Origin of the sequence: Sphingomonas sp. (assembly GCF_050725575.1) — a bacterium.
Taxonomy (GTDB): Bacteria; Pseudomonadota; Alphaproteobacteria; order Sphingomonadales; family Sphingomonadaceae; genus Sphingomonas.
In genome coordinates this window covers 219,410-241,840 of record NZ_JBOHHW010000004.1, presented here as the reverse complement: position 1 = coordinate 241,840, position 22,431 = coordinate 219,410, and the positions used below count along the sequence as shown (strand labels likewise).

At 64.5% G+C, this 22,431-nt stretch carries 17 protein-coding genes; 5 read left to right on the top strand and 12 right to left on the bottom strand.

The window, feature by feature from the left end; all coding sequences use genetic code 11:
* Positions 1-101: 101 nt before the first annotated feature.
* From ACRECS_RS04845 to ACRECS_RS04830, 4 genes are read right to left on the bottom strand one after another with little or no spacing between them, the layout of a single operon-like run.
* Positions 102-1,238: a 1,4-beta-xylanase gene (locus ACRECS_RS04845; RefSeq protein WP_431581828.1), complete on the bottom strand. Its 1,137-nt coding sequence runs from the start codon at positions 1,236-1,238 to the stop codon at positions 102-104.
* A gap of 16 nt (positions 1,239-1,254) precedes the next feature.
* Positions 1,255-2,403 (bottom strand): aldose epimerase family protein, encoded by a 1,149-nt coding sequence (locus ACRECS_RS04840; RefSeq protein WP_431581827.1) that lies wholly within the window; start codon positions 2,401-2,403, stop codon positions 1,255-1,257.
* Positions 2,404-2,417: 14 nt separating this feature from the next.
* The gene (locus ACRECS_RS04835) at positions 2,418-3,266 is read right to left on the bottom strand and encodes an SMP-30/gluconolactonase/LRE family protein (RefSeq protein WP_431581826.1); all 849 of its coding nucleotides are present in this window, start codon (positions 3,264-3,266) and stop codon (positions 2,418-2,420) included.
* Entirely contained in the window at positions 3,266-5,056 is a 1,791-nt protein-coding gene (locus ACRECS_RS04830; RefSeq protein ID WP_431581825.1) for an IlvD/Edd family dehydratase, read from the bottom strand. The genes ACRECS_RS04835 and ACRECS_RS04830 overlap by 1 nt, the downstream gene beginning before the upstream one ends.
* A 195-nt stretch (positions 5,057-5,251) precedes the next feature.
* Here ACRECS_RS04830 and ACRECS_RS04825 point away from each other — a divergent pair, with 195 nt between their 5' ends.
* The 4 genes from ACRECS_RS04825 to ACRECS_RS04810 all read left to right on the top strand — a co-directional run bounded on the left by ACRECS_RS04825 (position 5,252) and on the right by ACRECS_RS04810 (position 10,065).
* On the top strand, positions 5,252-6,214 hold the full coding sequence (locus ACRECS_RS04825; protein ID WP_431581824.1) for a Gfo/Idh/MocA family protein: 963 nt from the start codon (positions 5,252-5,254) through the stop codon (positions 6,212-6,214).
* 360 nt (positions 6,215-6,574) lie between these two features.
* A complete protein-coding gene (locus tag ACRECS_RS04820) occupies positions 6,575-7,915 on the top strand; it encodes a hypothetical protein (protein WP_431581823.1) in 1,341 nt (446 codons plus the stop codon).
* Between the two features lie 90 nt (positions 7,916-8,005).
* Positions 8,006-9,028 (top strand): glycosyl hydrolase family 43, encoded by a 1,023-nt coding sequence (locus ACRECS_RS04815; RefSeq protein WP_431581837.1) that lies wholly within the window; start codon positions 8,006-8,008, stop codon positions 9,026-9,028.
* Entirely contained in the window at positions 9,025-10,065 is a 1,041-nt protein-coding gene (locus ACRECS_RS04810) for a glycoside hydrolase family 43 protein (RefSeq protein WP_431581822.1), read from the top strand. The genes ACRECS_RS04815 and ACRECS_RS04810 overlap by 4 nt, the downstream gene beginning before the upstream one ends.
* 91 nt (positions 10,066-10,156) lie before the next feature.
* Here the strand turns inward: ACRECS_RS04810 and ACRECS_RS04805 are convergent, their stop codons facing one another.
* On the bottom strand, positions 10,157-10,789 hold the full coding sequence (locus tag ACRECS_RS04805) for a TetR family transcriptional regulator (RefSeq protein WP_431581821.1): 633 nt from the start codon (positions 10,787-10,789) through the stop codon (positions 10,157-10,159).
* A gap of 94 nt (positions 10,790-10,883) precedes the next feature.
* Between ACRECS_RS04805 and ACRECS_RS04800 the strand changes: the two genes are divergently transcribed.
* Positions 10,884-11,549, top strand: coding sequence for an O-methyltransferase (locus ACRECS_RS04800; protein WP_431581820.1), 666 nt, complete (start codon positions 10,884-10,886; stop codon positions 11,547-11,549).
* Between the two features lie 20 nt (positions 11,550-11,569).
* Here the strand turns inward: ACRECS_RS04800 and ACRECS_RS04795 are convergent, their stop codons facing one another.
* The 7 genes from ACRECS_RS04795 to ACRECS_RS04765 all read right to left on the bottom strand — a co-directional run bounded on the left by ACRECS_RS04795 (position 11,570) and on the right by ACRECS_RS04765 (position 22,392).
* Positions 11,570-12,976 carry an erythromycin esterase family protein gene (locus ACRECS_RS04795; RefSeq protein WP_431581819.1) on the bottom strand — a complete coding sequence of 469 codons (1,407 nt, stop codon included), beginning with the start codon at positions 12,974-12,976 and terminating at the stop codon, positions 11,570-11,572.
* Positions 12,973-14,628: a serine hydrolase domain-containing protein gene (locus tag ACRECS_RS04790; protein WP_431581818.1), complete on the bottom strand. Its 1,656-nt coding sequence runs from the start codon at positions 14,626-14,628 to the stop codon at positions 12,973-12,975. The genes ACRECS_RS04795 and ACRECS_RS04790 overlap by 4 nt, the downstream gene beginning before the upstream one ends.
* Positions 14,616-15,683 carry a DUF1611 domain-containing protein gene (locus tag ACRECS_RS04785; protein WP_431581817.1) on the bottom strand — a complete coding sequence of 356 codons (1,068 nt, stop codon included), beginning with the start codon at positions 15,681-15,683 and terminating at the stop codon, positions 14,616-14,618. The genes ACRECS_RS04790 and ACRECS_RS04785 overlap by 13 nt, the downstream gene beginning before the upstream one ends.
* Positions 15,680-17,170 (bottom strand): amidohydrolase family protein, encoded by a 1,491-nt coding sequence (locus tag ACRECS_RS04780; RefSeq protein WP_431581816.1) that lies wholly within the window; start codon positions 17,168-17,170, stop codon positions 15,680-15,682. The genes ACRECS_RS04785 and ACRECS_RS04780 overlap by 4 nt, the downstream gene beginning before the upstream one ends.
* Positions 17,170-19,356: a TonB-dependent siderophore receptor gene (locus ACRECS_RS04775; protein WP_431581815.1), complete on the bottom strand. Its 2,187-nt coding sequence runs from the start codon at positions 19,354-19,356 to the stop codon at positions 17,170-17,172. Before ACRECS_RS04775 ends, ACRECS_RS04780 begins: the two co-directional genes overlap by 1 nt.
* 167 nt (positions 19,357-19,523) lie before the next feature.
* Positions 19,524-20,450, bottom strand: a complete 927-nt coding sequence (locus ACRECS_RS04770; RefSeq protein ID WP_431581814.1) for a MurR/RpiR family transcriptional regulator — start codon at positions 20,448-20,450, stop codon at positions 19,524-19,526.
* Between the two features lie 490 nt (positions 20,451-20,940).
* Positions 20,941-22,392, bottom strand: a complete 1,452-nt coding sequence (locus ACRECS_RS04765) for a M23 family metallopeptidase (RefSeq protein ID WP_431581813.1) — start codon at positions 22,390-22,392, stop codon at positions 20,941-20,943.
* Positions 22,393-22,431: the final 39 nt, after the last annotated feature.

Below are 22,431 nucleotides of genomic sequence, written 5' to 3'. Positions count from 1 at the left end.
ACGGGTACATCCGCGTCGCAAATGAGACAAGTCTTATTTGTCAGACCACGGAAAATAGGTAACGGGTGTGCGCTGCACGCGTCAAGCCGCCGCCATATGGGTTATTGGGTCGGGACGCTTCCCTTGGGCGCCGCGGCCAGCCGCCGGATCAGGTCGGTTTCCGCTTTGCGGTATGGCGTGCCGTCACCGCGAAACACTTCGTGGAACCAGATTGTCGGCTCTTCGAGGACATAGGGTTTCTTCCAGCTGTCCCAGGGCAGGCGCGTCTGCGTTTTCCCGTCGACAAAGCCCCAATTCATCATCGCGACATTGTAGCGTTTGCCGATCGGCAGCGACCCGTCGAAGGTCGATCCGTTACCGCGCGCCATATATTCGGTGCACAGGATCGGCCGGCCATAGGGCAGCAACTGCTTGATCCGCCCCTCGAACGATTCCGGCCAGCCGTAATCGTGGAACGAGATCACATCCGACTGGGTGAGCTGCAATTTCTCCATCGGCGTCAGCTTCGAACTGGTCTCCCAATCGTCATGCCACCACACCCCGCTGGTCAGCGGCTGGATCGGATCGGCGGCGCGCGCCCACACGAAAACCTGCGCGAGCAGCGCTCGGACCAGCGGCTCCTTGCCTTCCTGACCCTTATACTGGTCGGCCGGATTGTCCGGTTCGTTCCACAGATCCCAACCGATGATCCGGTCGTCCTTGGCAAAGGCACCGATCACGCCTTCGACATAAGTGCGGTATTTCGGATAGCGCGTCTTGTCGCGCAGGCCGGGCAGGCCGGGCGATTGCACCCAGCCCGAATTATGCACGCCGGGGACCGGCGGGTGTTGCGGCCCAAGCTTTGGGTCGGGATCCCAGCAACTGTCGAACAGCACGAACAGCGGCTTGATCTTGTGCTTCGCAGCGATCGTCAGGAACGCGTCGATGCGGCGCTTGAACCCTTCGGGATCCTGCTCCCACAACTGATCGTGCAGGAACACACGCATCGTATTCATGCCGATGCCCTGCGCCCAGCCGAGCTCGCGGTCGATCTGCGCCGGGTCCCAGGTCGCTTCCTGCCACATCTCGAGCTGGTTGATCGCCGATGCGGGTGTGTAGTTGGCGCCGACCAGCCAGGGCTGGCGCGCATACCAGGCATTGGACTGCGCCTTGCTCCATTGCTCGCGCGCTTCGGCCGGACCGGCGGCGAGCGCCAGCATCGCCACGGCACCGAGCAGCATAGTCTTTGGTCGGTTCATGATGTCCTCCTGCTGCTCAGCGTTTTGCGCCGGTGACCAGCTTGTAGATGATGGTGTTGCGATAGGTCTGGCCGGGATCGAGCCGGGCCGAGGGGAAGCCCGGCTGGTTGGGCGCGTCGGGGAAAAGCTGCGGCTCCATCACGATCGCATCGCCCATGCGGTAGATCTGGCCGCCCTTGCCGACCACCGTCCCGTCAAAGAAATTGCCCGAATAGAATTGCAGTCCCGGCTGGTTCGACCAGAGCTCGAACCCGCGACCCGACACCGGCTCGGTCACCTTGGCCATCAAATGCGGCTGCGCGGTCACCGCGGTGCCGATCACCCAGTTATGGTCATAACCGCGTCCGTACACGATCTGCGTGTCGCGCCCGTCGCGCACCCGCTCGCCGATCGCATGCGGCGTACGGAAATCGAACACGGTACCGGCCACGCTGGGCAGCTTGCCGGTCGGGATTGAGGTGGCGTCGGTCGGCGTGTAGCGCTCGGCCGGGATCGTCACGACATGGCCCATCGCCCCGCCCGGCGACCCTGAGTCGGCGAGATTCCAATAGGCATGGTTGGAAATATTGACGAGCGTCGGCTTGTCGGTAGTCGCGCGATATTCGATCGTCAGCTGGTTCTTCTCATCGAGCGAATAGGTCGCGAGCGTGGTCAGCGTGCCGGGATAGCCCATGTCGCCATCGGGGCTGACATAACGCAGCGTCACCGACGCGCTTGGCTCGCTCTTGGTATCGACCACCTCCCACAGCACCTTGTCGAAACCCTTGGTGCCGCCGTGCAACGAGTTCGGCCCGTTATTGACCGGTGTGGCATAAGCATGGCCGTCGAAGCTGAACTTGCCGCCGGCGACGCGGTTGGCGACACGGCCCACGGTCGCGCCGAAATATTCGGGCTTGGTCGCATAGCCCTCAAGGCTGTCATAACCGATCATCACATCAGCCTTCCTGCCGTTGCGGTCGGGGATGATCAGCGACTGCAACGACGCGCCAAGCGCGATCACCGTGGCGGACACGCCGTGGCTGTTGGTCAGCGTCACGGCAGGAACCGCGCGTCCGTCGGGCAGCGTACCAAAGTTGCTGCGCTTGGCCTCGCCAGCCAGTGTCGGACTGGCCAATGTCAGTGCCAGCGCGCCTGCTGCGAGCGTTATCGGTAAAGCTCGTGTCATGTCTCTCTCCCTAATCAGCCGCGATAGCGATGGGTCGGCGCGCCGCGACAACCCGGATCGACTTCGAACAATGCGCCGCCGAGCGGCTCGTCGACTCCGTCGGCCGCGGATGTGACGAACAGCCGGTCGAGGCCGGGCCCGGCGAATGTGCAATTGGTGATCTGCGACGCCGGCAAGTCGATCGAGCGGTCGCGCTTGCCCTCGGGCGTGAAGCGCGTGACGCGGCCCGCACCCCAACAGGCGATCCACAGCCCGCCCTCGGCATCGAGCGTCATCCCGTCGGGATCGCCCCAGCCATCCTCGAAGCGCACAAAGACCTCGCGCGGACCGAGCGCCCCATCCTCATCCGCCGCGAACCGGTAGACCGTGCGCAACCCGCTATCGGTGTGGAACAGCATCCGACCGTCGGCGCTGATCGCCGGACCATTGGCGATTCGGTATCCATCATCGACGCGCGTCGCGGTATGGTCGGTGTCGAAGCGGTAGAAGGAACCGCTTGGCCCCTCCCCGTCCATCGACATCGTCCCGGCCCAGATGCGACCGGCGGCATCCGCCTTGGCGTCGTTCATCCGATTGCCGTCGCGATCGGGATCGGCCAGCGTCTCGACCGTCACCGGATCGAGCGTCAGCGCGACGATCCGTCGGTCGAGACCCGCGATGAAACCGGGCTGGTCCTCGCGCTCGATCACCCAGCCGATCGTACCGGGCACCTCCCAGCTATCGACCCGGTCGTCCGCCAGCCGCAGCCGATTGACTCGCCGGCCCAATATGTCGGTCCAATAGACCGCGTCCTCACGCGCCGACCAGAGCAGCCCTTCGCCGAGCATGTCACGGCGCTCGCGCGGGATCGTGCGCAGCAGCATCAGTGGCTGTCCCGGGGCAAGCCCCGCTGCGCGATGCGCTGATACTTCACCGCGGATTCAAGCACCGCCCCGCGATCGAACTGACCGACCAGGTCGCGCTGGATTTCCTGCCACGGCGTTTGGGATTCGGGGAACATCGCGTCGTCGCTCGCGGCAAGCGCTACGCGACGGCTCTCGATCTCCGCTGCATCGACCAGCAGATCGACCCGGCGCGTGTTGAGATCGATGCGGATCCGATCGCCGGTGCGCACGATCGCGAGCCCACCGCCGATCGCCGCTTCGGGCGAGGCATTGAGGATCGAGGGCGATCCGCTGGTGCCCGACTGACGGCCGTCGCCGATGCACGGCAGCGCATGCACGCCGGCGCGGATCAGTGCGGCGGGGGCGCCCATGTTCACCACCTCGGCGCCGCCGGGATAACCCACCGGCCCGGCGCCGCGCATGATCAGGATGGTGCGATCGTCGATCTCCAGGGCGGGATCGTCGATCCGGCGATGATAGTCCTCCGGCCCGTCGAACACGACCGCCCGTCCCTCGAACGCATCGGGGTCGCTCGGATCGCTGAGATAACGCGTGCGGAATTCATCGGAGATGACGCTCAGCTTCATCACCGCGCCATCAAATAGATTGCCGCTGAACACCGACAGGCCCGCCCCCTGTTTCAGCGGATCGGCCAGGGGCCGGATAACATCGGCATCCTCAGTCGATTTGCCGCCGACATTCTCGGTTACGCTGAGGCCATTACAGGCGATCACGCTGCCGTCGATCAGCCCCGCTTCGAGCAGCAAGCCCATCACCGCCGGCACGCCGCCGGCACGATAATAATCCTCACCGAGATATTTGCCGGCCGGTTGCAAATTGACCAGCAACGGCACGTCGGCACCGGTCGTTTCCCAGTCCGCCAGGGTCAGGTCGACGCCGATATGGCGCGCGATGGCGTTCAGATGGATCGGCGCGTTGGTCGATCCGCCGATCGCCGAATTGACCCGGATCGCATTGAGGAAGGCGGTGCGGGTCAGGATGTCGGACGGCTTGCGATCGGCCTTGACCATTTCGACGATGCGCCGCCCGGTTTCCCACGCCACTTCCTGGCGGTCACGATACGGGGCGGGAATCGCCGCCGATCCCGGCAGCGACATGCCGAGCGCCTCGGTCAGCGAATTCATCGTCGTCGCGGTGCCCATGGTGTTGCAGAAACCGGTTGACGGCGCCGACGATGCGACCAGCGCGATGAAGCCCTTATAGTCGATCTCGCCCGCCGCGAGCATCTCGCGCGCCTTCCATATGATCGTGCCCGAGCCGGTCCGCTCGCCCTTGTGCCAGCCATTGAGCATCGGCCCGACCGACAGCGCGATCGCCGGGATGTTGACCGTCGCCGCCGCCATCAGCGCGGCGGGCGTGGTCTTGTCGCAACCGATCGTCAGCACCACGCCATCGAGCGGATAGCCGTACAGGATCTCGACCAGCCCGAGATAAGCGAGGTTGCGATCGAGTCCGGCGGTCGGCCGCTTGCCCGTCTCCTGGATCGGGTGAGTGGGAAATTCGATCGGGATGCCGCCAGCCTCGCGGATGCCGTCGCGCACGCGCTGGGCGAGCACCAGATGATGCCGGTTGCACGGCACCAGGTCGGAGCCCGACTGCGCGATGCCGATGATTGGCCGATTGGACTGCAGCTCTTCGAGGCTAAGCCCATAATTGAGATAACGCTCGACATAGAGCGCGGTCATGTCCGGATTGTCGATATTGTCGAACCATGCACGCGAACGCAGCTTCACCTGATCGTCCACCATCAGCCTATGGTCCCGCCTGGCGGGTTCCAGCAGCAGGTCATTTACCCCTCCTACGCATTTTTACAGCCGATCGGCTGCGTTTCACGGTTGATAGCGCAGCGATCGATCGATAGAAAGCCGATTTATCGGATAAAAGAAAATAGAGGATAGCCGAATGAATCGATCGCCGCGCTTGCCTATGAATTGGCCACCCGCATGACCGCGATCGAAGCCGGCAATTCTCTTCAACCGGGGGCCCTTCGGCTCGGTATCGTCGGCGTCGGCAAGATCGCGCGCGACCAGCATCTGCCGTCGATCGCGGCGTCGCCCGATTTCACTCTCGCTGTCGCTGCGAGTCGGCATGCCAAGGTAGAAGACTGTCCGAGCTTCGACAGTATTGAAGCGATGCTGGCCGATGGCCCGCCGATCGACGCCGTGTCGATCTGCACCCCGCCTGGCGGCCGCGACCGGATCGCGCGTACAGCGATCGCGGCGGGCAAGCATGTGATGATCGAAAAGCCACCCGGCGCGACGGTCGCCGAAGTCGCGGCGCTTGTCGGGCTTGCCGAAGCGGCGGGCGTGACCCTGTTCGCCAGCTGGCATTCGCGCGAAGCGGCCGGCGTCGATGCGGCACGGAACTGGCTGGCAAAGCGGATCGTGACCGGCGCCGCAATCAACTGGCGCGAGGATATCCGCGTCTGGCACCCGGGCCAGGACTGGATTCTCGCCTCCGGCGGCTTCGGTGTGTTCGATCCCGGCATCAATGCGCTGTCGATCGTCACCGCGATCCTGCCGGGCGACCTGATGATCGACAGCGGCACTATCGCCGTCCCCGAGAATCGCGACTCGCCGATCGCGGCGAGCATCACGATGCGGCTGTCGAACGATGCGCCGGTCTCGCTCGATCTCGATTTCCTGCAGACCGGGCCGCAAAGCTGGGACATTGATGTCACCACCGAGACCGGATCGCTGAAGCTGAGCGAAGGCGGCAAACGCCTGTTCATCGATGGCGTGGAGCAGTCGCTCGAGGCGGGCCCGGGCGAATACCCCAGGCTCTACCAGCTCTTCGCATCGCTGGTCCGGAGCGGCCAAAGCGATGTCGACCTGCGCCCACTGCAACTGGTCGCCGACGCTTTCCTCGTGTCCCGCCAGCAGCGGACCACCCCCTTCACCTTCTGACCGACCGGACGCTCGAAGCCGGCGCTGACCAATGATCAAAAGAGGATCCAAAAGTGGCAAAGCTCTGTCCAAAGATATTATCATATCTATCTGTCCTATTGATCGGATTGGTACTGCTGCACGGTTCGGCCGTCGCCCAGCGCACGGCATTGAGCAATTCGGAGGGCCTGTATCCGCGCGTGGTGCGGATCGCGCATGACCCGACGCCGTCGCTGAACGGCACGATCGTCGCCAGCGTCACCAGCTTTCCCGGCGGGCGGGGCGAGCAGCAAATCTATTCGAGCAGCGACAACGGGACGACCTTCGCGGGTCGGTACGATCAGCGATCCCGATTTCGCGAACGGCCTGTGCTGCGGCACCTTGTACGAATTGCCGGCGCAAGTCGGCGCGTTGCGAGCGGGGACATTGCTGTGGTCGGGGTCAGTCGGCGGCGATGCGCCGGGGCGGCCGATGCAGATCAAGATCTATCGCAGCACCGACCGCGGCGCGACGTGGAGCTATCTGTCGAACTGCGCCGCCGCGACGGTCAATCGCAGCGCCGGCGGCCTGTGGGAACCCGAATTCACCATCGCCGCCAACGGGTCGCTGGTCTGTTTCTATTCCGACGAGACCGCCCCGGGCTTTTCGCAGCTGATCCACCAGGTCACATCGACCGACGGCATCACCTGGACCGCGCCGGTGCGCACCATCGCCAGCGGCGTACAGGCAGATCGCCCGGGCATGATCGTGGTACGCAAGCTGCCGAGCGGGCGCTATTTCATGACGCTAGAATTGTGCGGACCCGCCGCCTGCACCGTGTTCTACAAGACCTCCGCCAATGGCATCGACTGGGGTCCGTCGAGCAATGTCGGCGCGCGAGTCGAGACCGCCGACGGCAAATGGTTCCTGCACACGCCGACCAATGCCTGGGCCGCGGTGCCCGGCACCGCCAATGGCCGCATCTTCGTAATCGGCCAGATATTGAGCAGCGCCGGCGGCGTGGTGGCGGGCAATGGCCAGACGATGTTCTACAATGACTCGGCCGACGGCTCCGGACCATGGCGGACGATGGCCGCGCCCGTCGCGGTCCAGTCGCCGCCGGCCGCGAGCAACTTCTGCCAGAATTACTCCTCGCCTCTGCTTCCCTCGGCGGACGGGCGATCTGTGCTGGAACTGGCAACCGATTTCGATGCGAGCGTGTGCAAGACCTATTTCGCCACCGCATCGGCCTTTGCCAATACCGGGATCATGCTGAGCGCAACCCCGGTGACGATTGCGTCGGGCCAGACCGGCAGCTCGACCGTCACTTTTTCGCCGCAGGGCGATTATCGCGGCACCGTCAGACTGAGCGCCTCGATTCCCGACTTTAGCGGCACCGCCAGCTTCGCCAGTGATACCGTGACGAGCAGTGACGGCAGCACCAAGGCCGCGCAGTTGACCATCGTGCCGGGCGCGGTCCCCGCAGCAGCGGCGCCGCTCACGCTGGCAGCACTCGGGGCCGGCGGCGTGATGCTGTTGCTGGCAAGCGCCATGCGCGGACTGTCGGTGGCCGCGCTGGGTGCGATTGCCCTGCTGCTGGCATCGTGTGGCACCAGCGACAGCCGTACCGCGGCCCGGCCCGGCGCGTCCGCGCCCAGGACCTATACCGCGACGATCATCGCGACCGACACGATCGACAACAGGATCACGGCATCGACGACCGCCACGATCACGGTGAACTGACCGGAAAGCCCTCCCCGCATTGGACAAGTCTATATTTATCCTATTTGTATGATATTAATCGGAGAAGAGATGATGCAGCCATTTCAATTGATGCGGCATGCGAGCTTGCTGCTTGCTTGGGCGGCCAGCGCGATCACGCAGAGCGCCGGCGCACAGGTCGCGCCTGGCGGGCCGGTCACGCCCTATGTCGACCCGGCCAAGGCCTATCTGTTCGCGCACATGACCAAGGAGACGTACGGCGTCCTCTATTATTCAGTCAGTCTCGACGGGCTGCACTGGAGGCGGATCAATGCCGGCCGGCCGGTGTCGCAGGACTATCACGGCCATGCCTCGATCGCGCGCGGCGGCGATGGCCGTTATTATCTGGTCGGCAACAAGGGCGATGACGATCCGCTGATCCGCTTCTGGGTGTCCGACGATCTGGTACGCTGGGCGCCATTCGGCACCTATCAACCCGACTTGAAGGGCATCACCGACCACTCCCATGCGTTGCAGCGGATCGGCGCGCCGAAACTCTATTACGACACCCCGTCGGGACAATTCCTGCTCACCTGGCACACTCCTACGCTCGACGGCACGCCGCAGGATCCCGAGCGTTACTGGGGCAGCCAGCGGACATTATATGTCCAGTCCAGGGACCTCAGGATCTTCCCCGCCAAGCCGCGCCGCCTGTTCGCCTGGAACATGGCGACGATCGACACGATCATTCAGCCGAACGACAAGGGCGGCTACTGTGCGATCATCAAGGATGAGCGCTATCCCTCCTATGCCTGGACTACCGGCAAGACGGTGCGGATCAGCTGCGCGGCCAAATTGCTTGGCCCTTATCCGCCGCCCGGACCGCCGCTGAGTCCGAACTTCCGCGAGGCACCGACCATTGTCCGCGCGCCCAATGGCGCCGACTGGCTGCTTTATTACGAGCAATATGCCGGCACGAGCTACGGCCTGTCGACCGCGCCGACCCTGAAGGGACCCTGGTATCAGGTGTCGGGCAATAGCGGCGTGCCGGAATGGAATCGCTACGAGATGCCGGCGGGCACGCGGCACGGATCGATGATCGGCATCACGCGCAAGCAATATGATGCGATCGTTGCGGCGTTCCCCGACACATGAGCCGTACAGTAATTCTCGCCGCCGCCGCGCTGACGGCCTGTCTCATAACAGTCCCGACCGTCGCGGCACCTCCGCCCGTCGCGGGCGCTGTCCCCAAAGGCAACTTCACCAATCCATTACTGCCGTCGGGCCCGGACCCGTGGATCGTGCGCGACGGTCGCATCTATTATTACATGAACACGATCGGCAACCGGCTGGCGATCCGCAAGACCGGCGACCTTACCCGGCTGGCCGAGGCGCCCGAGATCGTCGTCTGGACACCGCCCGCCACCGGCCCGAACGCCCAGTCGATTTGGGCGCCGGAACTGCACCGGATCGGCGGCAAATGGTATATCTATTATACCGCCGCCGCGAGCGGACATGACGATGACGCGCATCGCGGTATCTTCGTGCTCGAAAATGCCGGCCGCGATCCGACGCGCGGCACCTGGACCGACCGCGGGCAGCTGAAGACCGCACATACCGGCATTGACGGCACGACCTTCGCTTATGCCGGCAAGCGCTATTTCGTCTATTCGCCCTATGTCGGGCCGGACAGTGTGCTGGCGATCGTGGCCATGTCCAACCCCTGGACGCTGAGCGGCGCGGAGACGATCATTGCCCGGCCGGACCGGGCGTGGGAGCGGCAGGGCGGACGGCAGATCCTGGAAGGGCCGGAGTTCCTGCCCGGCCCGAACGGCGCGCTGTTCCTCACCTATTCGGGCAGTGCCTGCTGGTCCGATGATTATGCGATCGGCCTGCTCAGCGCAGCGCCGGGCAGCGATCCGCTGAACGCTGCCGCCTGGACCAAACGGCCCGGGCCGGTCATCGCCAAATCGGCACCGCAAAGCGTTTATGCGCCCGGTCATAACGGCTTTTTCACATCCGCCGACGGCAGGGAAAGCTGGATCGTCTATCATGCCAATCCGGGGCCCGGCATGGGGTGCACGGCCAAACGCTCTCCGCGGATCCAGCGCGTCGAGTGGGGGAAGGACGGGGCGCCGATATTCGCCGAGCCAGCGGGTGCAGCGTGGGTCCTGCCGGGACCTTCGGGCTGACTCCGGCGCCCAATCGTTCGCCCTTTCCACCTGTTATCTCCTTTTATTGCAGCACTTTTTTCTTGGTTGAATCGATGACCCTGGGGATCGCTCAGCGATGCCCAAGGTCTTTCAGATAGGCGCAGAACATATCGGCCATGGCGCCAGCATAGATCTCGATCTCGGCCGGGCTTCGCGGCGTTTCCGAAAAATGCTTGCCCACCTGGCTGAGCGTCGTCGTGATCAGGTCTCCGGCCAGGGCGCGCGCCGCGTCCGGTGCATCGGGCAGGACCTCGCGCAGGAAGTGCAGGACGGTGTGCGTGCCCGATTCCCTGGCCGCCCGTGCCTCGGGCGCGTCGCGGTACAGCGGCGCAGCATCGTCGAGCGCCACCCGTACCGAAGCCTCATCGCATTCCGATTGGACAAAGGCATGGACCAGGGTGCGCAACCGGTCGAGCGGCCGGCGGCCGCGATCCTCCAATATGGTGCGCAGCAAATCGGTGGTCTGGCGCCATTCGTCGCTCTGCAGCCGGAATAGGATCGCCGCTTTGTTAGGGAAATATTGATAGAGCGATCCGACGCTGACACCCGCCCGTTCGGCCACCCGCGCCATGGTGAAACGCTGTGCGCCTTCCTTCGCCAAAACCTGAACAGCGGCGTCGAGAACCGCTGAGACAAGCTCGACCGCACGCGCTTGTCTTGGCTGTTTTCGCGAGGAAATCTGGGCGTTTCGGCGATCGGTCATGGTCGGCACCGGCAATGCGAATAGAGAAACTGACGAATTAGTCGTATTTCTCAACCGACGCAATGACGCGCCCCATCCGATACCGGAGACCTGCATGACTATCCTGACGACCACCCCGCTTGCACCGCTGCTGGAGCGCCTGTTTACCGAGGCCGACGCCAGTTCGCCGACGGCGGACCCCGCTTTCGCCAACATGTCCGCCGACGAGCGGACCCGGCTGATGCACAGCAAGATCGAGTATCTCGAGCTGTACGGCCGCCTGAAGGATGTGGCGCTCCCCGTCTCGCGTGAGACGGGCGCATTGCTCTATATGCTGGCGCGCAGCAGCGGCGCACGGACGATCGTCGAATTCGGGACATCGTTCGGCATCTCGACGCTGCATCTTGCCGCGGCACTGCGCGACAATGGCGGCGGCCGGCTGATCACCAGCGAGTTCGAGCCGTCCAAGGTGGCGCGCGCCCGCGGCAACCTCACCGCCGGCGGCCTGATCGACCTAGTCGAGATCCGGGTGGGCGATGCGCTGCAGACGCTGAGCACTGACCTGCCCGAGACGATCGACCTGCTGCTGCTCGACGGCGCCAAGGCGCTCTATCCCGAAATCCTGAGCCTGGTGGAAAGCCGCCTCAGGCCGGGTGCCCTGATCATCGCCGACAATGCCGATTACAGCCCCGACTATCTGGCACTCGTGCGCTCGCCCGGCAGCGGATACATGTCCATTCCGTTCGGGGAGGATGTCGAGTTGTCGATGCGGATCGGCTGACGCCCGCTTATCGCCGGCGGTCAGGGTCCCGTCGAGACCTTCGCCGGCGTCAGGCGATCGAAGAAGATCACCACATCAAGCGCCGTACCCGGCGACAGCAGATTTTCGGTGGTGAAATTGGCCCGCAACGACTGGGTTTGCACCAGCCAGCCAGCGACCGACGCTGCATCCCGTGCCGGGCGCGTATCGAGCAGGAAATAGTCGCGCCCGGTTGCAGCCAGCGCGGCATCGAGGCTTCCCGATCCCGGCCTGGCCGGCGGAAGTCCAGGGCCGTTCGATCCGCCACTGATCGGGATGACCAGCAAATCCTTCCCCAAAGCGGCGCGCAGATGCTGTCCCATCATCATTGGCGCCCGGGCATAAACCGACCAGATGCCGCCACGGGTCGGCGCATTCATGATATGCCCGTTATGCGCGAACAGCAGGACGCGGCCCGCCGGCCCCTCACGCTCGACCACCCAGCGGACATTGTCCGCCATCGCCGCATCCCGCGCAGCATCGGCCTTGTAATCGTCGGGCAAGAGATCCTCGCCGGGTGGCCCCGGCGGCGACACCCGGAACAATGTCTCCAGCTGGCGCGCGGCGACCGCATTGCGGCGAGCCCAGTCATAGTCGCTTTGCGTGGCGTCAGCGATCAGGATCGAACGGTTGCGATCGAAGACATGGATCAGACCATCGATCGCGACACTCAGGCGCGTGCGCTCACCGGGTGCTAGTGCTGTATAACCGGCCTGAGTGAAGCGATCGAGAAAGGGCGCGACGGCCCGGCGCGCGCGCCGCGACCGCCGGGGCGAGGTGCGGGACAGATAGGCGAGACTATCCCGCAGCGTGATCCCGGCATTGAGCCAAAGGCCACTGCGCTCCCCGCCGCTTAGATCGATGCCGTAGAAATTGACCTTCCGCTTGTGCGCCGGATCAACATTGTAGCGCCGGATCCATTCGAGCAGCTCGATGTTTTCGGAGAATCTTCCAAAGCCCCAGGTCAAACCGGCGCGGGCGAGTTGCTGGACGTCGCCCGGACCTCCCGCCGCATAATCATGGAGGCGGCGCGATTCACTAAGGCCGGATTCAATTGCGATTGCCGTGAATCCGCCGTGCTCGACCAGAGTGCGGAAGAGGCAGTTGCGAAACGCAAGCGGCTCATGCGCGCCGTGCGCCGGTTCGCCCAGCGCAACCACATGAGCATCGCTAACAACGGCCCTGAGCCGATCCATCCCGGTCGCATCCGACGGCGACCTACAGGCCGGCAAAGGGATGGCATGCTGCCGTGCCCAGGTGACAAACGCATCCCGCTGATCCGGCGGGGTTCGTTCCTGCGCCGATGCAGCGACAGGCACGGTCAATTCGATCGCGGCGGTCAGCAAGATCAGGCGGCAGATCGATCCGATCCCTCGCCGCGCCCCTGCCGTCACGATCGCAGCCTTCATGGCAAGTCGATCCGATACAGCGGCACGCCGGTCGTCATCAGCCGCTGCGTCTGGCCGTCGATCAGGGTATCGAAGCCGAACCATTCCGGCGCAAAGGCCGGATCAGCGAGGCGAAACCGCCCCGGCCCGGCCTCATCCAGCTGCTGAGTGCCGTTCGAACCGATATAAGCCATCATCAGGCGGCCATTGCGCACCAGGATACGCACGCCCTGTCCTTCCTCGCCATGCGCCTTGTAACGGCCGACCAGCGGCTGATAGACGACGGGCGCCGCGACAAGCGTGTGGCCGCTGCCCTGCTTCGCATAGCCGGACGCGCCTTCCACCACATCCGTCACCGCTCCTGCGGCATCGCGGAAGAAGGTGAAGGCGCGCGGTCCGGTCGGCGTCAGGTACAGGCCCCAGATATCCCTTCCCAGCCGGGTCAGTGGTACAGCCGCTCCGGCCTGGTCAAGCGTCAGACCGCCGGCAGGGGTTGCGGAAAAGACCAGCGTCTCCTGCTTCTGACCGACGAACCGGCCGGCAAAGCTTGTAGTATCGACGCGCGGTTTTGGCGCGACGCTCACGGGTTCCACTGGCGCCTGATCGCCCCGCGCGGCGCGCGTCAGGCGAGCGACAATCCGCTTACGCAACGCGTTGTCGAGCGGGCCGTTGCTGAGCAGGACGACCGCAAAGCCGTCGGGCAGATGCGCCTCGATATGGGCCTGGAAGCCGGCGATCGACCCGCCATGTTCAAGCACCTGCCCATGATCCGACACCTCAATCCCATAAGCATAATTGTCGAGCGCCGGGGTCGAGAACCGATCGAACGCGCGCGCCGAAATCAGCCGGCCGGCGGGCGTGGCGCCGCGGCCAAGCAGCATCCGGGCATAGGCGCTCATATCGGCGGCAGTCGAAACGATCGCCCCGTCCGCGGCGAGATAATCGAACCAGGCGGCCTCGGTGTAGCTGCCGTCGATCTGCCGCTCATAACTCGTCGCGATCTGGCCGCGCAGCCGGTCGTCAATCTGCGGCGCGGTCGCGCTCATGCCGAGCCGGTCGAGCACACGCTCCTCTAGCATCAACGGGAAGGGCCGATGCTCGATCCGCTCGGCCGCATAGCCGAGCAATTGATAGCCGGAATTGGAATACCAGAAATGCGCACCGGGCACGTAGCGCGGCTCGAACCCATTCAGCGCAGCGATGAGGAAACGCATCGACGCGACGTCGGTCAGATAGTTGGGCAGGCCCGCGGTGTGCGTCATCAGCGCATGGCCGGTAATGGCGGGAAACCGTGTCTTCAGGTGGAAGTCGGGGAGATAGCGGGCGATCGGCGCGGCGGGATCGAACCGTCCTTCATCGGCGAGCTGCATCAGCACGATCGCCGTGAAGGATTTGGAGATCGAGCCGATCGCGAAACGCGTCTCCGCCGTCACTGGCAGACGCCGCCCGATATCGGCATAGCCATGCGTCGCGACCAGCAACAACCGGTCGCGATCCGTGACGGCAACGACCAGCCCCAGCTCGCCCGGCGCCGTTTCGACCATGGTGCGGACATCGTTCAGCGCCGCGTTCAGCGAAGCGGCAGGTTTGGCTGTTTCGGCATTGGCCGGTGCGATACAGGCAAGGCCGAGCGAGGCCGTAAGAGCGACGATCAACCGCATCATGTGAGACATGCGTCCACCAATCCCTCAAATGCCGCGCCGGGCCGCATCGGATCGGCGACGGGCATGCCCCATTCCTCGGCGCGGCGCGCGATCAGTACCGCCGCGTCGGCGTCCGAAAGCCCGGCAGTGTTGAGCGATACCCCGGCACAGCGCACCCCGGCATTGGTGAGCCGGGCGAGCCGCAGCGTCAATGCGACTGCTTCGCCGATCGGCGGCACGGGGTAATCGGGCAGGCCGACGATGCGCTCTCGACCCTCCGCATGACACAGCACGAGCATGTCGGGCTGAGAGCCATGCAAAAGCCCGAGCGATACCCCGGCATAAGAGGGGTGGAAGATCGAGCCCTGTCCTTCGATGACGTCCCAGTGATCGGGGTCGGCATCGGGGCTGAGGATCTCCGCCGCGCCGGCGGTGAAGTCGCCGATCACGGCATCGATCGGTATGCCCGACCCGGCAATCATGATCCCGGTCTGCCCGGTCGCACGGAAATCGGCGGCAAGGCCCCGCGTGCGGAATGCAGCGGCAAGCGCCAGCGCAGTGTATTTCTTGCCCAGCGCGCAATCAGTGCCGACGGTCAGGAGCCGCTTGCCGGTCCGTCGCCGGCCAGTCGCGATCGGCAGGCCGGGTGGCGGGGTACGAATGTCGATCAGACGGCGGCCGAGCCTTTCCGCCGTTGCCCGCAGGCGTGGTTCATCGGCCAGCCGGTCATGCGCCCCGCTGATGATATCCAGCCCGGCCTCCAGTGCCGCGACCAGATAGGGGATCCAGGCCGGGCGGATCGCCCCGCCGATCGACGCCGCGGCCAGCACCAGCGCGCGGGCTCCGGCGGCATGAGCCTCCACCGGAGTCATTGACGGCAGCCCCAGCGATGCGCGGGCGCCATCGCAGCGATACTCCGCGATGCACAGGGCCGGCGCCCAGTCGCGCAGGCCCAGCCCGGTTTTCAGAAAGGTCGTGTCATCAGCGTCGCCAAGGAACAGGAGATAGGGACGCGGCAGGTCGATCGGCGTCGCCCCCGGCAACACCGGCATGGTCGCGGCGCGGATTTCACGGGCGATGCTCATGGCTTGAACGCCGAATAGACCGGCCGGCCGGGCCGGACATCAGGTACCAGCGCACCGCGATCGACCACCAGCGCGCCATTGACCATGACGTATTGGAAGCCGTCCGAATAGCGTTTGGCGTCGCCATAGGTCGCTTTGGTACCAACTGTCTGCGGGTCGAACACGACGATGTCGGCATCGGCGCCGGCCTGCAATCGGCCCTTATGCCGCATCGACGGCACGAATGCCTCCAGCCGCTGCGCCGGCATCAGCGACATCTTGCGGATCGCCTCGCTCCAGCTCAGCACCTGAGTCTCGCGAACATAGTGACCGAGTACCCGCGCAAAGGTGCCGGCGGAACGCGGATGGCTGTTCGGTCCCTCGATATTGCCGGCATCGCTCGCCACCAGCACCAGTGGATCGCGCAGCAGCGTAGTGATCGTCGCCTCCGTGTTCATGTGCATGATCACGCCGTCGTCGCCCGTACCGGAGCGCAGCGCGTCGAATTCCGCCTGAGTCAGGCGCTTGCCGGTGCTGCGCGACTGGAGATCGCCGACGCTCACGCCCCAGCGCTTCTCCCAGCCGGGATCGAAGATCACACTGCGGATCGTATCGACCGAGCCGTCCCAGGGATAGGCCTCAGTCGAGACATCGATGCCGCGCTCGCGCGCGCCGCGCATCAATTGCACCATCAACGGCGCATCCGACATCGCCATGCTGTTGATATGAACGATATGGACACAGGCATTGGTGATCGCCGCATTGGCGATGCTTTCCTGGACCGATTCAAGCGTGCTGTCCGGTTCGACCAGGCTGCCATAGCGGACATGAGTGAAGACGCAGGTGTGCATCCTGCCGGCGACACGGGTGACGTCGAGCATTTCCTTGTGCGTGATGCCGGGCGCATATTGCGTGCCGCTGCCGATGCCGACCGCACCGTCGCGCAGCCCCTGCTCGATCAGCGAGGGCAGCCTGGCATAGGCGGCATCGGGGATCGGCTGGCTGATCTCCGCCGCGCTGAAGATCGCGTCCGGATTCTGTGCCGCTTTGAGCGCGGCCACGTCGCCGCCTTTCTGCAGGAAATAGCGCGCGGCATTGTGCCCGACGCTGGCGCCATAGTTGATCAGCGCCTTGCCCTGCTGCGCCGCATACCAGGGCTTGACCGGATAGACGCCGATCTCAAGCTCGAGCCGAGTGGTGACGCCATCCTTCGCTTCATAGGTCGCGGTTTCGAAATTGGTGGCGTGGGAATGGAGGTCGATAAAGCCCGGCGCCGCGATCAAGCCGCGCGCGTCGATCGTGCGACGACCGGTGAGCGGCGCCTCGGTCACCGCGACGATCTTGTCGCCATCGACCGCCACGTTGCGGACTGCGTCAAGGCCGGTTTCCGGATCGATCGCCCGGACGCCGAGATAGACCAGATCATGGACCGGCGCGGATTGCGCACCCGCCGGCCCGGCAAGCAGGGCCGAGGCGAGCATCAGGTCGCGGAGGCGCAGGCGGCGCATCAGAATGCCGCCCGCAGCGAGAGAGTCACGCTGCGCGGTTCGCCGACGACATTGCCGTAGAACAATGTCTGGTAGTTGTTGATGTAATAAAGCTTGTCGAAGATGTTCTTGACGTTGAGCTGCAGCCGCCAGCGGTCAAGATTATAGCCGAGCGAGCCATCGACCAGCGTATAGCCGGGCAGATCGCGGGTCGCATTGTCGCTCGCGGTCTTGACCGAGCCGACATAGCGGACGCCGGCGCCGGCGAACACACCGCCCGCGAAATCATAGCTGGTATAAAGGCTGGCCGTCGCCTTGGGCAGGAAGGTGACGGTCTTGCCGACCATCGCCGGATCGCCATCCTTGCTGATCTTCGGGTCAAGAATGGCAAGTCCGGCATTGACCTGCCACGCCTTGGTCACGCGGCCGATCGCTTCGAATTCCATGCCGCGATAGCGTACCTCACCAAGCGCGCGGTAGCGATCGAAGCCGTCGGGGCCTTGCTGGTCATAGACGCCCTGGTTCGCCTGGCGCAGATCGAACAGCGCGCCGGTGAGCAGGATGCGTCGGTCGGGCGAGACATATTTGGCGCCCAGTTCATATTGCTTGCCGCTGAGCGGCGGCAGGACATTGTCGTTGATGTCGATGGTCAGCTGCGGCTGGAAGGATTCGCTGTAGGAAAGATAGACGTTGAGCCCGGCGATCGGCTCCACCGTCGCCGCGGCGCGGTAGCTCATCTGGCCATCGCCGCTGAAATCTTGCCATGGGCCGTCGTCCGATCGGGTGGAGATGTCGGGCTTGGAATAGGATAGCCCGCCGAGCAAAGTCAGCGGTCCGGCCACTTTCAGCACCGCCTGGCCGGACAGAGTGACGAATTTGCGCTGCCGCCGGTCAAGGAAAGTCTCACCCGGAAAGACCGCCGAGCTGACGATCGCGTCGATCGCCTCCACGCCGTCGAAGATATTGGCATGTCCCGTCCCGCTGCCGTCGATCAGCGGCAGGCTCTGATGCACCATCGAATCAGTGCTCTGATAGATCGCTGAACCGGAGAGGAAGCTGTCCGACATGCCGAGCGCGTCGAGCTTGTAGATGGTCGAGGCGCCGATGCTGAAATCCTGCTTGTCGTCCTTCAGGACATTCTGGATCTGGAACGAGAAATCGCCATTGGCCTGGAGATCATAGGCGTACGGCGCAGGACCATGGGTACCGGTGCGCTGATAATTGGCCTTGAGGCTGATCGACCAGAGCGACGACACTTTCCAGTCAAGCCCGGCATTGACGCGCTTCACATCCGTGACGAGTTCGAAGTCCTTCGCACCGATGAAGAAGGAGCGGCCCACTGGTGCGGGCGAGCCGTCCGCCAGAGTCGGAATGCCGTCGAACGCCGTGCGGCGATAATGTTCATAGCCGCCATGGACATAGCCGGTCAGGCCGTCGGCGATATCCGCGTCCACACCGCCATAGAGTACGGTTTTGCTGGAATTGACGTTCTTCATGAAGCTGCCGGCCTCTTCATGCGCGGCAAGCCCGATTGCACGTATCGAGCCCGAGGCATTGAGCGCGCCGGCCACCTGCCCTTCCAGTCGCCAGCGCCGCCATGAGCCGCCGAGCAGTTCGACATAACTCGGCGTGTTGGCCTTGGCGTGTTTCGACACCAGGTTGATGATGCCGCCGGGGCTCGCCGCGCCATAGACCACTGACGCCGGCCCCTTGACGATCTCCATCCGTTCGATGGTCGCATTGTCGGGTTCGTAATTGAGCGAGCCGATGGTCAGCCCATCGAACGCATAGCCGGCGGCAAAGCCGCGCAGCTTGACGATCGAGCCGAACCCTTCCTGATTGCCGGCGAACAATGCGCCCGGCGAATATTGCGCCACTTCACCCAGCGTCTTGAGATCGGCCGCATTAAGGAAGTCCTGGCTCACCAGGCTGATCGATTGCGGCACCTCCTCGATCGGCAACGGCAGGCCGGTGGTGCCGCTCGTGTCTTCGCTCAGATAGCGATAGCCGCTCACCACGATGTCGTCGCGCGACTCGGTTGCGGGCTCTTCGCTCCCCGCGACCGGCTGCGTGCCATTATCTTGTGCCCGCGCGACCCCCACGCCAAGCCCGATCTGCGCCGCCAGCCCGCTCACCGCCAGCAGCTGTTTCAGCCGGGCGGCACGCCTCTGCCGTCCCGAACCATTGCCTTGTCCCAACGTCGTCATCGCGCCACTCCCCGTCTTTCGTGACCGAAAAATGCGGAAGAGACCGGTGCCCGCCCCGCCCCCGGTTTCACGCCGGGCAGGGTGGATAAACAAGCAATGATATATTTCTGTCAATTGTTAGTTTATTTGGAAAACTAACATAGCGGGATTGGCCGGCAATCGGACTGTCAGGGCATTCGCTTCCCCGGCGGCGGATGACCGACATAGCCGGTGAAGGTCTGATGAAGGCGGGACAGCTTGTCGAGCCGCTGCTCGACGCCGGCGCCGATCAGCTTGATGACGCCGTTGACCATGAGGTTGACGGCGCAGACCAAAGCCACGGGCGAGCTCCAGAACATGCCGGTCTGGGTCGGCACCGCCACCACATGCGGGGTGAATTTATGCGCCCAGTCGCAGAATGTGTCGGTCAGCACGATGAGCGGAATGCCCTCCTGGCTGGCCTGTTCGGAGATGAGATAGGACTGACGCGAGTAGCGCCTTATGTCGAGCACGACGAGGCAGGCATCGTCAACATTGCTGGCGAATACATCGGCGTAATTGCCGGCCGCCGTATCGACCAGCCGCACCCCGTCGCGCATGAATTGCAGATGGTTGGCCAGCAGGGTGGCGATGCCACGCTCGGTCTGGAACCCGGCGATATGCACGACCCCCGACTGAGCGAGCAACGACACGATATCGGCCCAGCCCGGCGTGGCGGCCAGGCGGTACACCGCCATCAGCGCATTGACCTCGCTCTCCAGACTACCGTCGAGATCGCTGGGTTCCGCGGGCGATTCGACGAAGTGCGCGAGCTCCTGCCCCGCGAGCCAGGGCAAGCGCTCGACCAGCCCTTCCTTAAGGTCGTTCTTCAGCGCCTTGAAATGCTTGTAGCCGAGCAGGCGGGAGAAACGCCCGACCGAGATCGCACTGACGCCAACCTTTTCCGCAAGCGACTCCGCCGTCTCGAAGCCCAGCGTAGCGCTGTTGGACAGGATATGACTGGCGATCGCACGTTCGGCCGGCGTGTAGCCATCGAGCTCTGCCTCGAGTCGCTTGAGCAGCGGCGCCGCCGCGACGGCCTGTCCGACCGGGCCCGGATCAACTTCTTTCGACATTCCGTCTCCTTTGCATCTGTGGCGTAAGGGCGATGACAGAAATCATGTTAGTTTTACCAACAATAACTGGACATACGGGAAAACTATCATTCCCATGCCAATACAGGGCGCCGGCGCCCGTGGATGCGATCGGGTCCAACCTTTTGCAACGCGAATTGGCCCGGCGAAGGAGGACATGCCCGACCTTCCGTGATGGTTGAATCCTCGCCGGCGACACGGCTGCGGGAGGCGCGGGGAGAGATATGGGACACCCCTTGTGTCGTATTTCCGGCGCGAGGCGGGCGGGGCACGCCGTCGATCGCGATAAACCGCATAATTATCATATATTACAACGTGTTAATTGATATTATATCCGATTCCTGGTATAAGCAATATGGATGGCAGGCCCCGTTCTGGTATCCAGCAGATTGATAGCTGGGCCGCCAGACGTGCCGAATCCCCTGTTTTTGGCGTAAAAATCCAGCGTCGAATGGCCACGCCATCAGCCCGACTATTCAACGGCGGCGCGCTGCGTGTCGATGGCGTTGCGCACGCTGCGGAAGGCCGCCAGCGCCTTGCCCGAGAGCGTGCGCCCGGTGCCGGTATCGATCGACAGCGGATTTACCGGCTGGCCGTCGATATGCACCTCATAATGCAGATGCGGGCCGGTGGAGCGGCCGGTCGTGCCGACTTCCCCGATCTGCTGGCCCTGCACCACGCGCATCCCCGGCGCGACCCCCGCCAGGATGCGGTTCATGTGCAGGTATAATGTTTCCCAGCCATTATCATGATGGAGCTTCACGAAATTGCCGTTCGCGCCCTTGGGCCCGGCGAACACGACGGTCGCATCGCCCGAGGCATAGATCGGCGTGCCGGTGGGCGCGGCGAAATCGGTACCGCGGTGCATCTTGGCATAGCCCAGGATCGGATGGTCGCGCATGCCGAAGCCCGAACTGATCCGCGCCGCCTCCACCGGCGTGCGCATCAGCGCGCGCCGCGTGCTGCGGCCATTGCTGTCGAACCATTCCGCCTTCGCCTCACCCGGCGCGCGAAAGCGATACAAGGCGCGCGACTTGGCGGCGGTGGACAGCGAGGCATAGACCAGCACCGGCGCGCCCACTTCCTCGCCAGCGCTGTTATAGCCCTGTTCGAAGCCGGCCTCGATGATGTCGCCGGGCGCCACTTCGCGCTGCAGATCGAAATCGAACTGAAAGGCATTGGCAAAGTCACTGACGATGGCGTCGCTGACCCCGGCCGCCACCGCCGAGCTGTAGAAGCTCTGCGCGTCCAGTTCGCCGCGCACGATGCGCAGCTTGCGCGACAATTGGGCAACCTGCCGCGTTTCCGCCAGGCTGCCATCGCCCCGTGCCGTCAGCGTGATGCCGGTACCGTCCGACCGGGTTGCCGTCAGCTGTTCGAGCTGAAGCCCCTCGGCTGTGGTCCGATAGTCGAACGAAACCCTGATTTCACCCGATTGCGCGCCGAGCGCCGTTGCCGTCCGCCGCGCCACGGCCTCGGCATCCGCGCGGGCGAAGCCGGCGGCGAGCAGGTTCGACGCCAGATCGGCAACGCCCGGTACGACGATCGTGCTGCTCTTGCCGCCCGGCGCGACGACCGGCTTCGGTTCCGGCCGGGAGGTGATGGCGACAGGTTTGGGGTTGGCCGGGCGCACCGACCAGGCGGTGACCGCGCCCAGCAACGCGATCGCGACGCCCGAACCGAGCGCCAGGTAACGCGTCTTCCCGCCGGGACCATCCGATGAGCCGTCGCGAACCGGCGGCGGGGGCGATCGCGCCGGCCTGGATGCTGTCGGCGGTGAGGGGGGTTGGGCGGCGGGGGCCTGAATCCAGGTTCGCGGATCGAACGATGGCGAATCGGAGTCCGAACCAGGCGACCGCTTCCCCGACCCGGCACCCCAGGAGCGCGGGTCATGTGACGGCTCGTGATCGTCGGTTTCGCTCACACAACCCTTCCCGTCACCGATTAAGCTATTGCCCAGCCT

Excerpts from the sequence above, each read along its gene's own strand:
- ACRECS_RS04785 (WP_431581817.1), bottom strand. The coding sequence starts at position 15,683 with ATGAGCATCGCCCGTGAAATCCGCGCCGCGACCATGCCGGTGTTGCCG.
- ACRECS_RS04840 (WP_431581827.1), bottom strand. The coding sequence starts at position 2,403 with ATGACACGAGCTTTACCGATAACGCTCGCAGCAGGCGCGCTGGCACTG.
- ACRECS_RS04770 (WP_431581814.1), bottom strand. The coding sequence starts at position 20,450 with ATGTCGAAAGAAGTTGATCCGGGCCCGGTCGGACAGGCCGTCGCGGCG.
- ACRECS_RS04810 (WP_431581822.1), top strand. The coding sequence starts at position 9,025 with ATGAGCCGTACAGTAATTCTCGCCGCCGCCGCGCTGACGGCCTGTCTC.
- ACRECS_RS04775 (WP_431581815.1), bottom strand. The coding sequence starts at position 19,356 with ATGACGACGTTGGGACAAGGCAATGGTTCGGGACGGCAGAGGCGTGCC.
- ACRECS_RS04790 (WP_431581818.1), bottom strand. The coding sequence starts at position 14,628 with ATGTCTCACATGATGCGGTTGATCGTCGCTCTTACGGCCTCGCTCGGC.
- ACRECS_RS04800 (WP_431581820.1), top strand. The coding sequence starts at position 10,884 with ATGACTATCCTGACGACCACCCCGCTTGCACCGCTGCTGGAGCGCCTG.
- ACRECS_RS04815 (WP_431581837.1), top strand. The coding sequence starts at position 8,006 with ATGCGGCATGCGAGCTTGCTGCTTGCTTGGGCGGCCAGCGCGATCACG.
- ACRECS_RS04780 (WP_431581816.1), bottom strand. The coding sequence starts at position 17,170 with ATGCGCCGCCTGCGCCTCCGCGACCTGATGCTCGCCTCGGCCCTGCTT.
- ACRECS_RS04835 (WP_431581826.1), bottom strand. The coding sequence starts at position 3,266 with ATGCTGCTGCGCACGATCCCGCGCGAGCGCCGTGACATGCTCGGCGAA.
- ACRECS_RS04795 (WP_431581819.1), bottom strand. The coding sequence starts at position 12,976 with ATGAAGGCTGCGATCGTGACGGCAGGGGCGCGGCGAGGGATCGGATCG.
- ACRECS_RS04805 (WP_431581821.1), bottom strand. The coding sequence starts at position 10,789 with ATGACCGATCGCCGAAACGCCCAGATTTCCTCGCGAAAACAGCCAAGA.
- ACRECS_RS04830 (WP_431581825.1), bottom strand. The coding sequence starts at position 5,056 with ATGGTGGACGATCAGGTGAAGCTGCGTTCGCGTGCATGGTTCGACAAT.
- ACRECS_RS04845 (WP_431581828.1), bottom strand. The coding sequence starts at position 1,238 with ATGAACCGACCAAAGACTATGCTGCTCGGTGCCGTGGCGATGCTGGCG.
- ACRECS_RS04825 (WP_431581824.1), top strand. The coding sequence starts at position 5,252 with ATGACCGCGATCGAAGCCGGCAATTCTCTTCAACCGGGGGCCCTTCGG.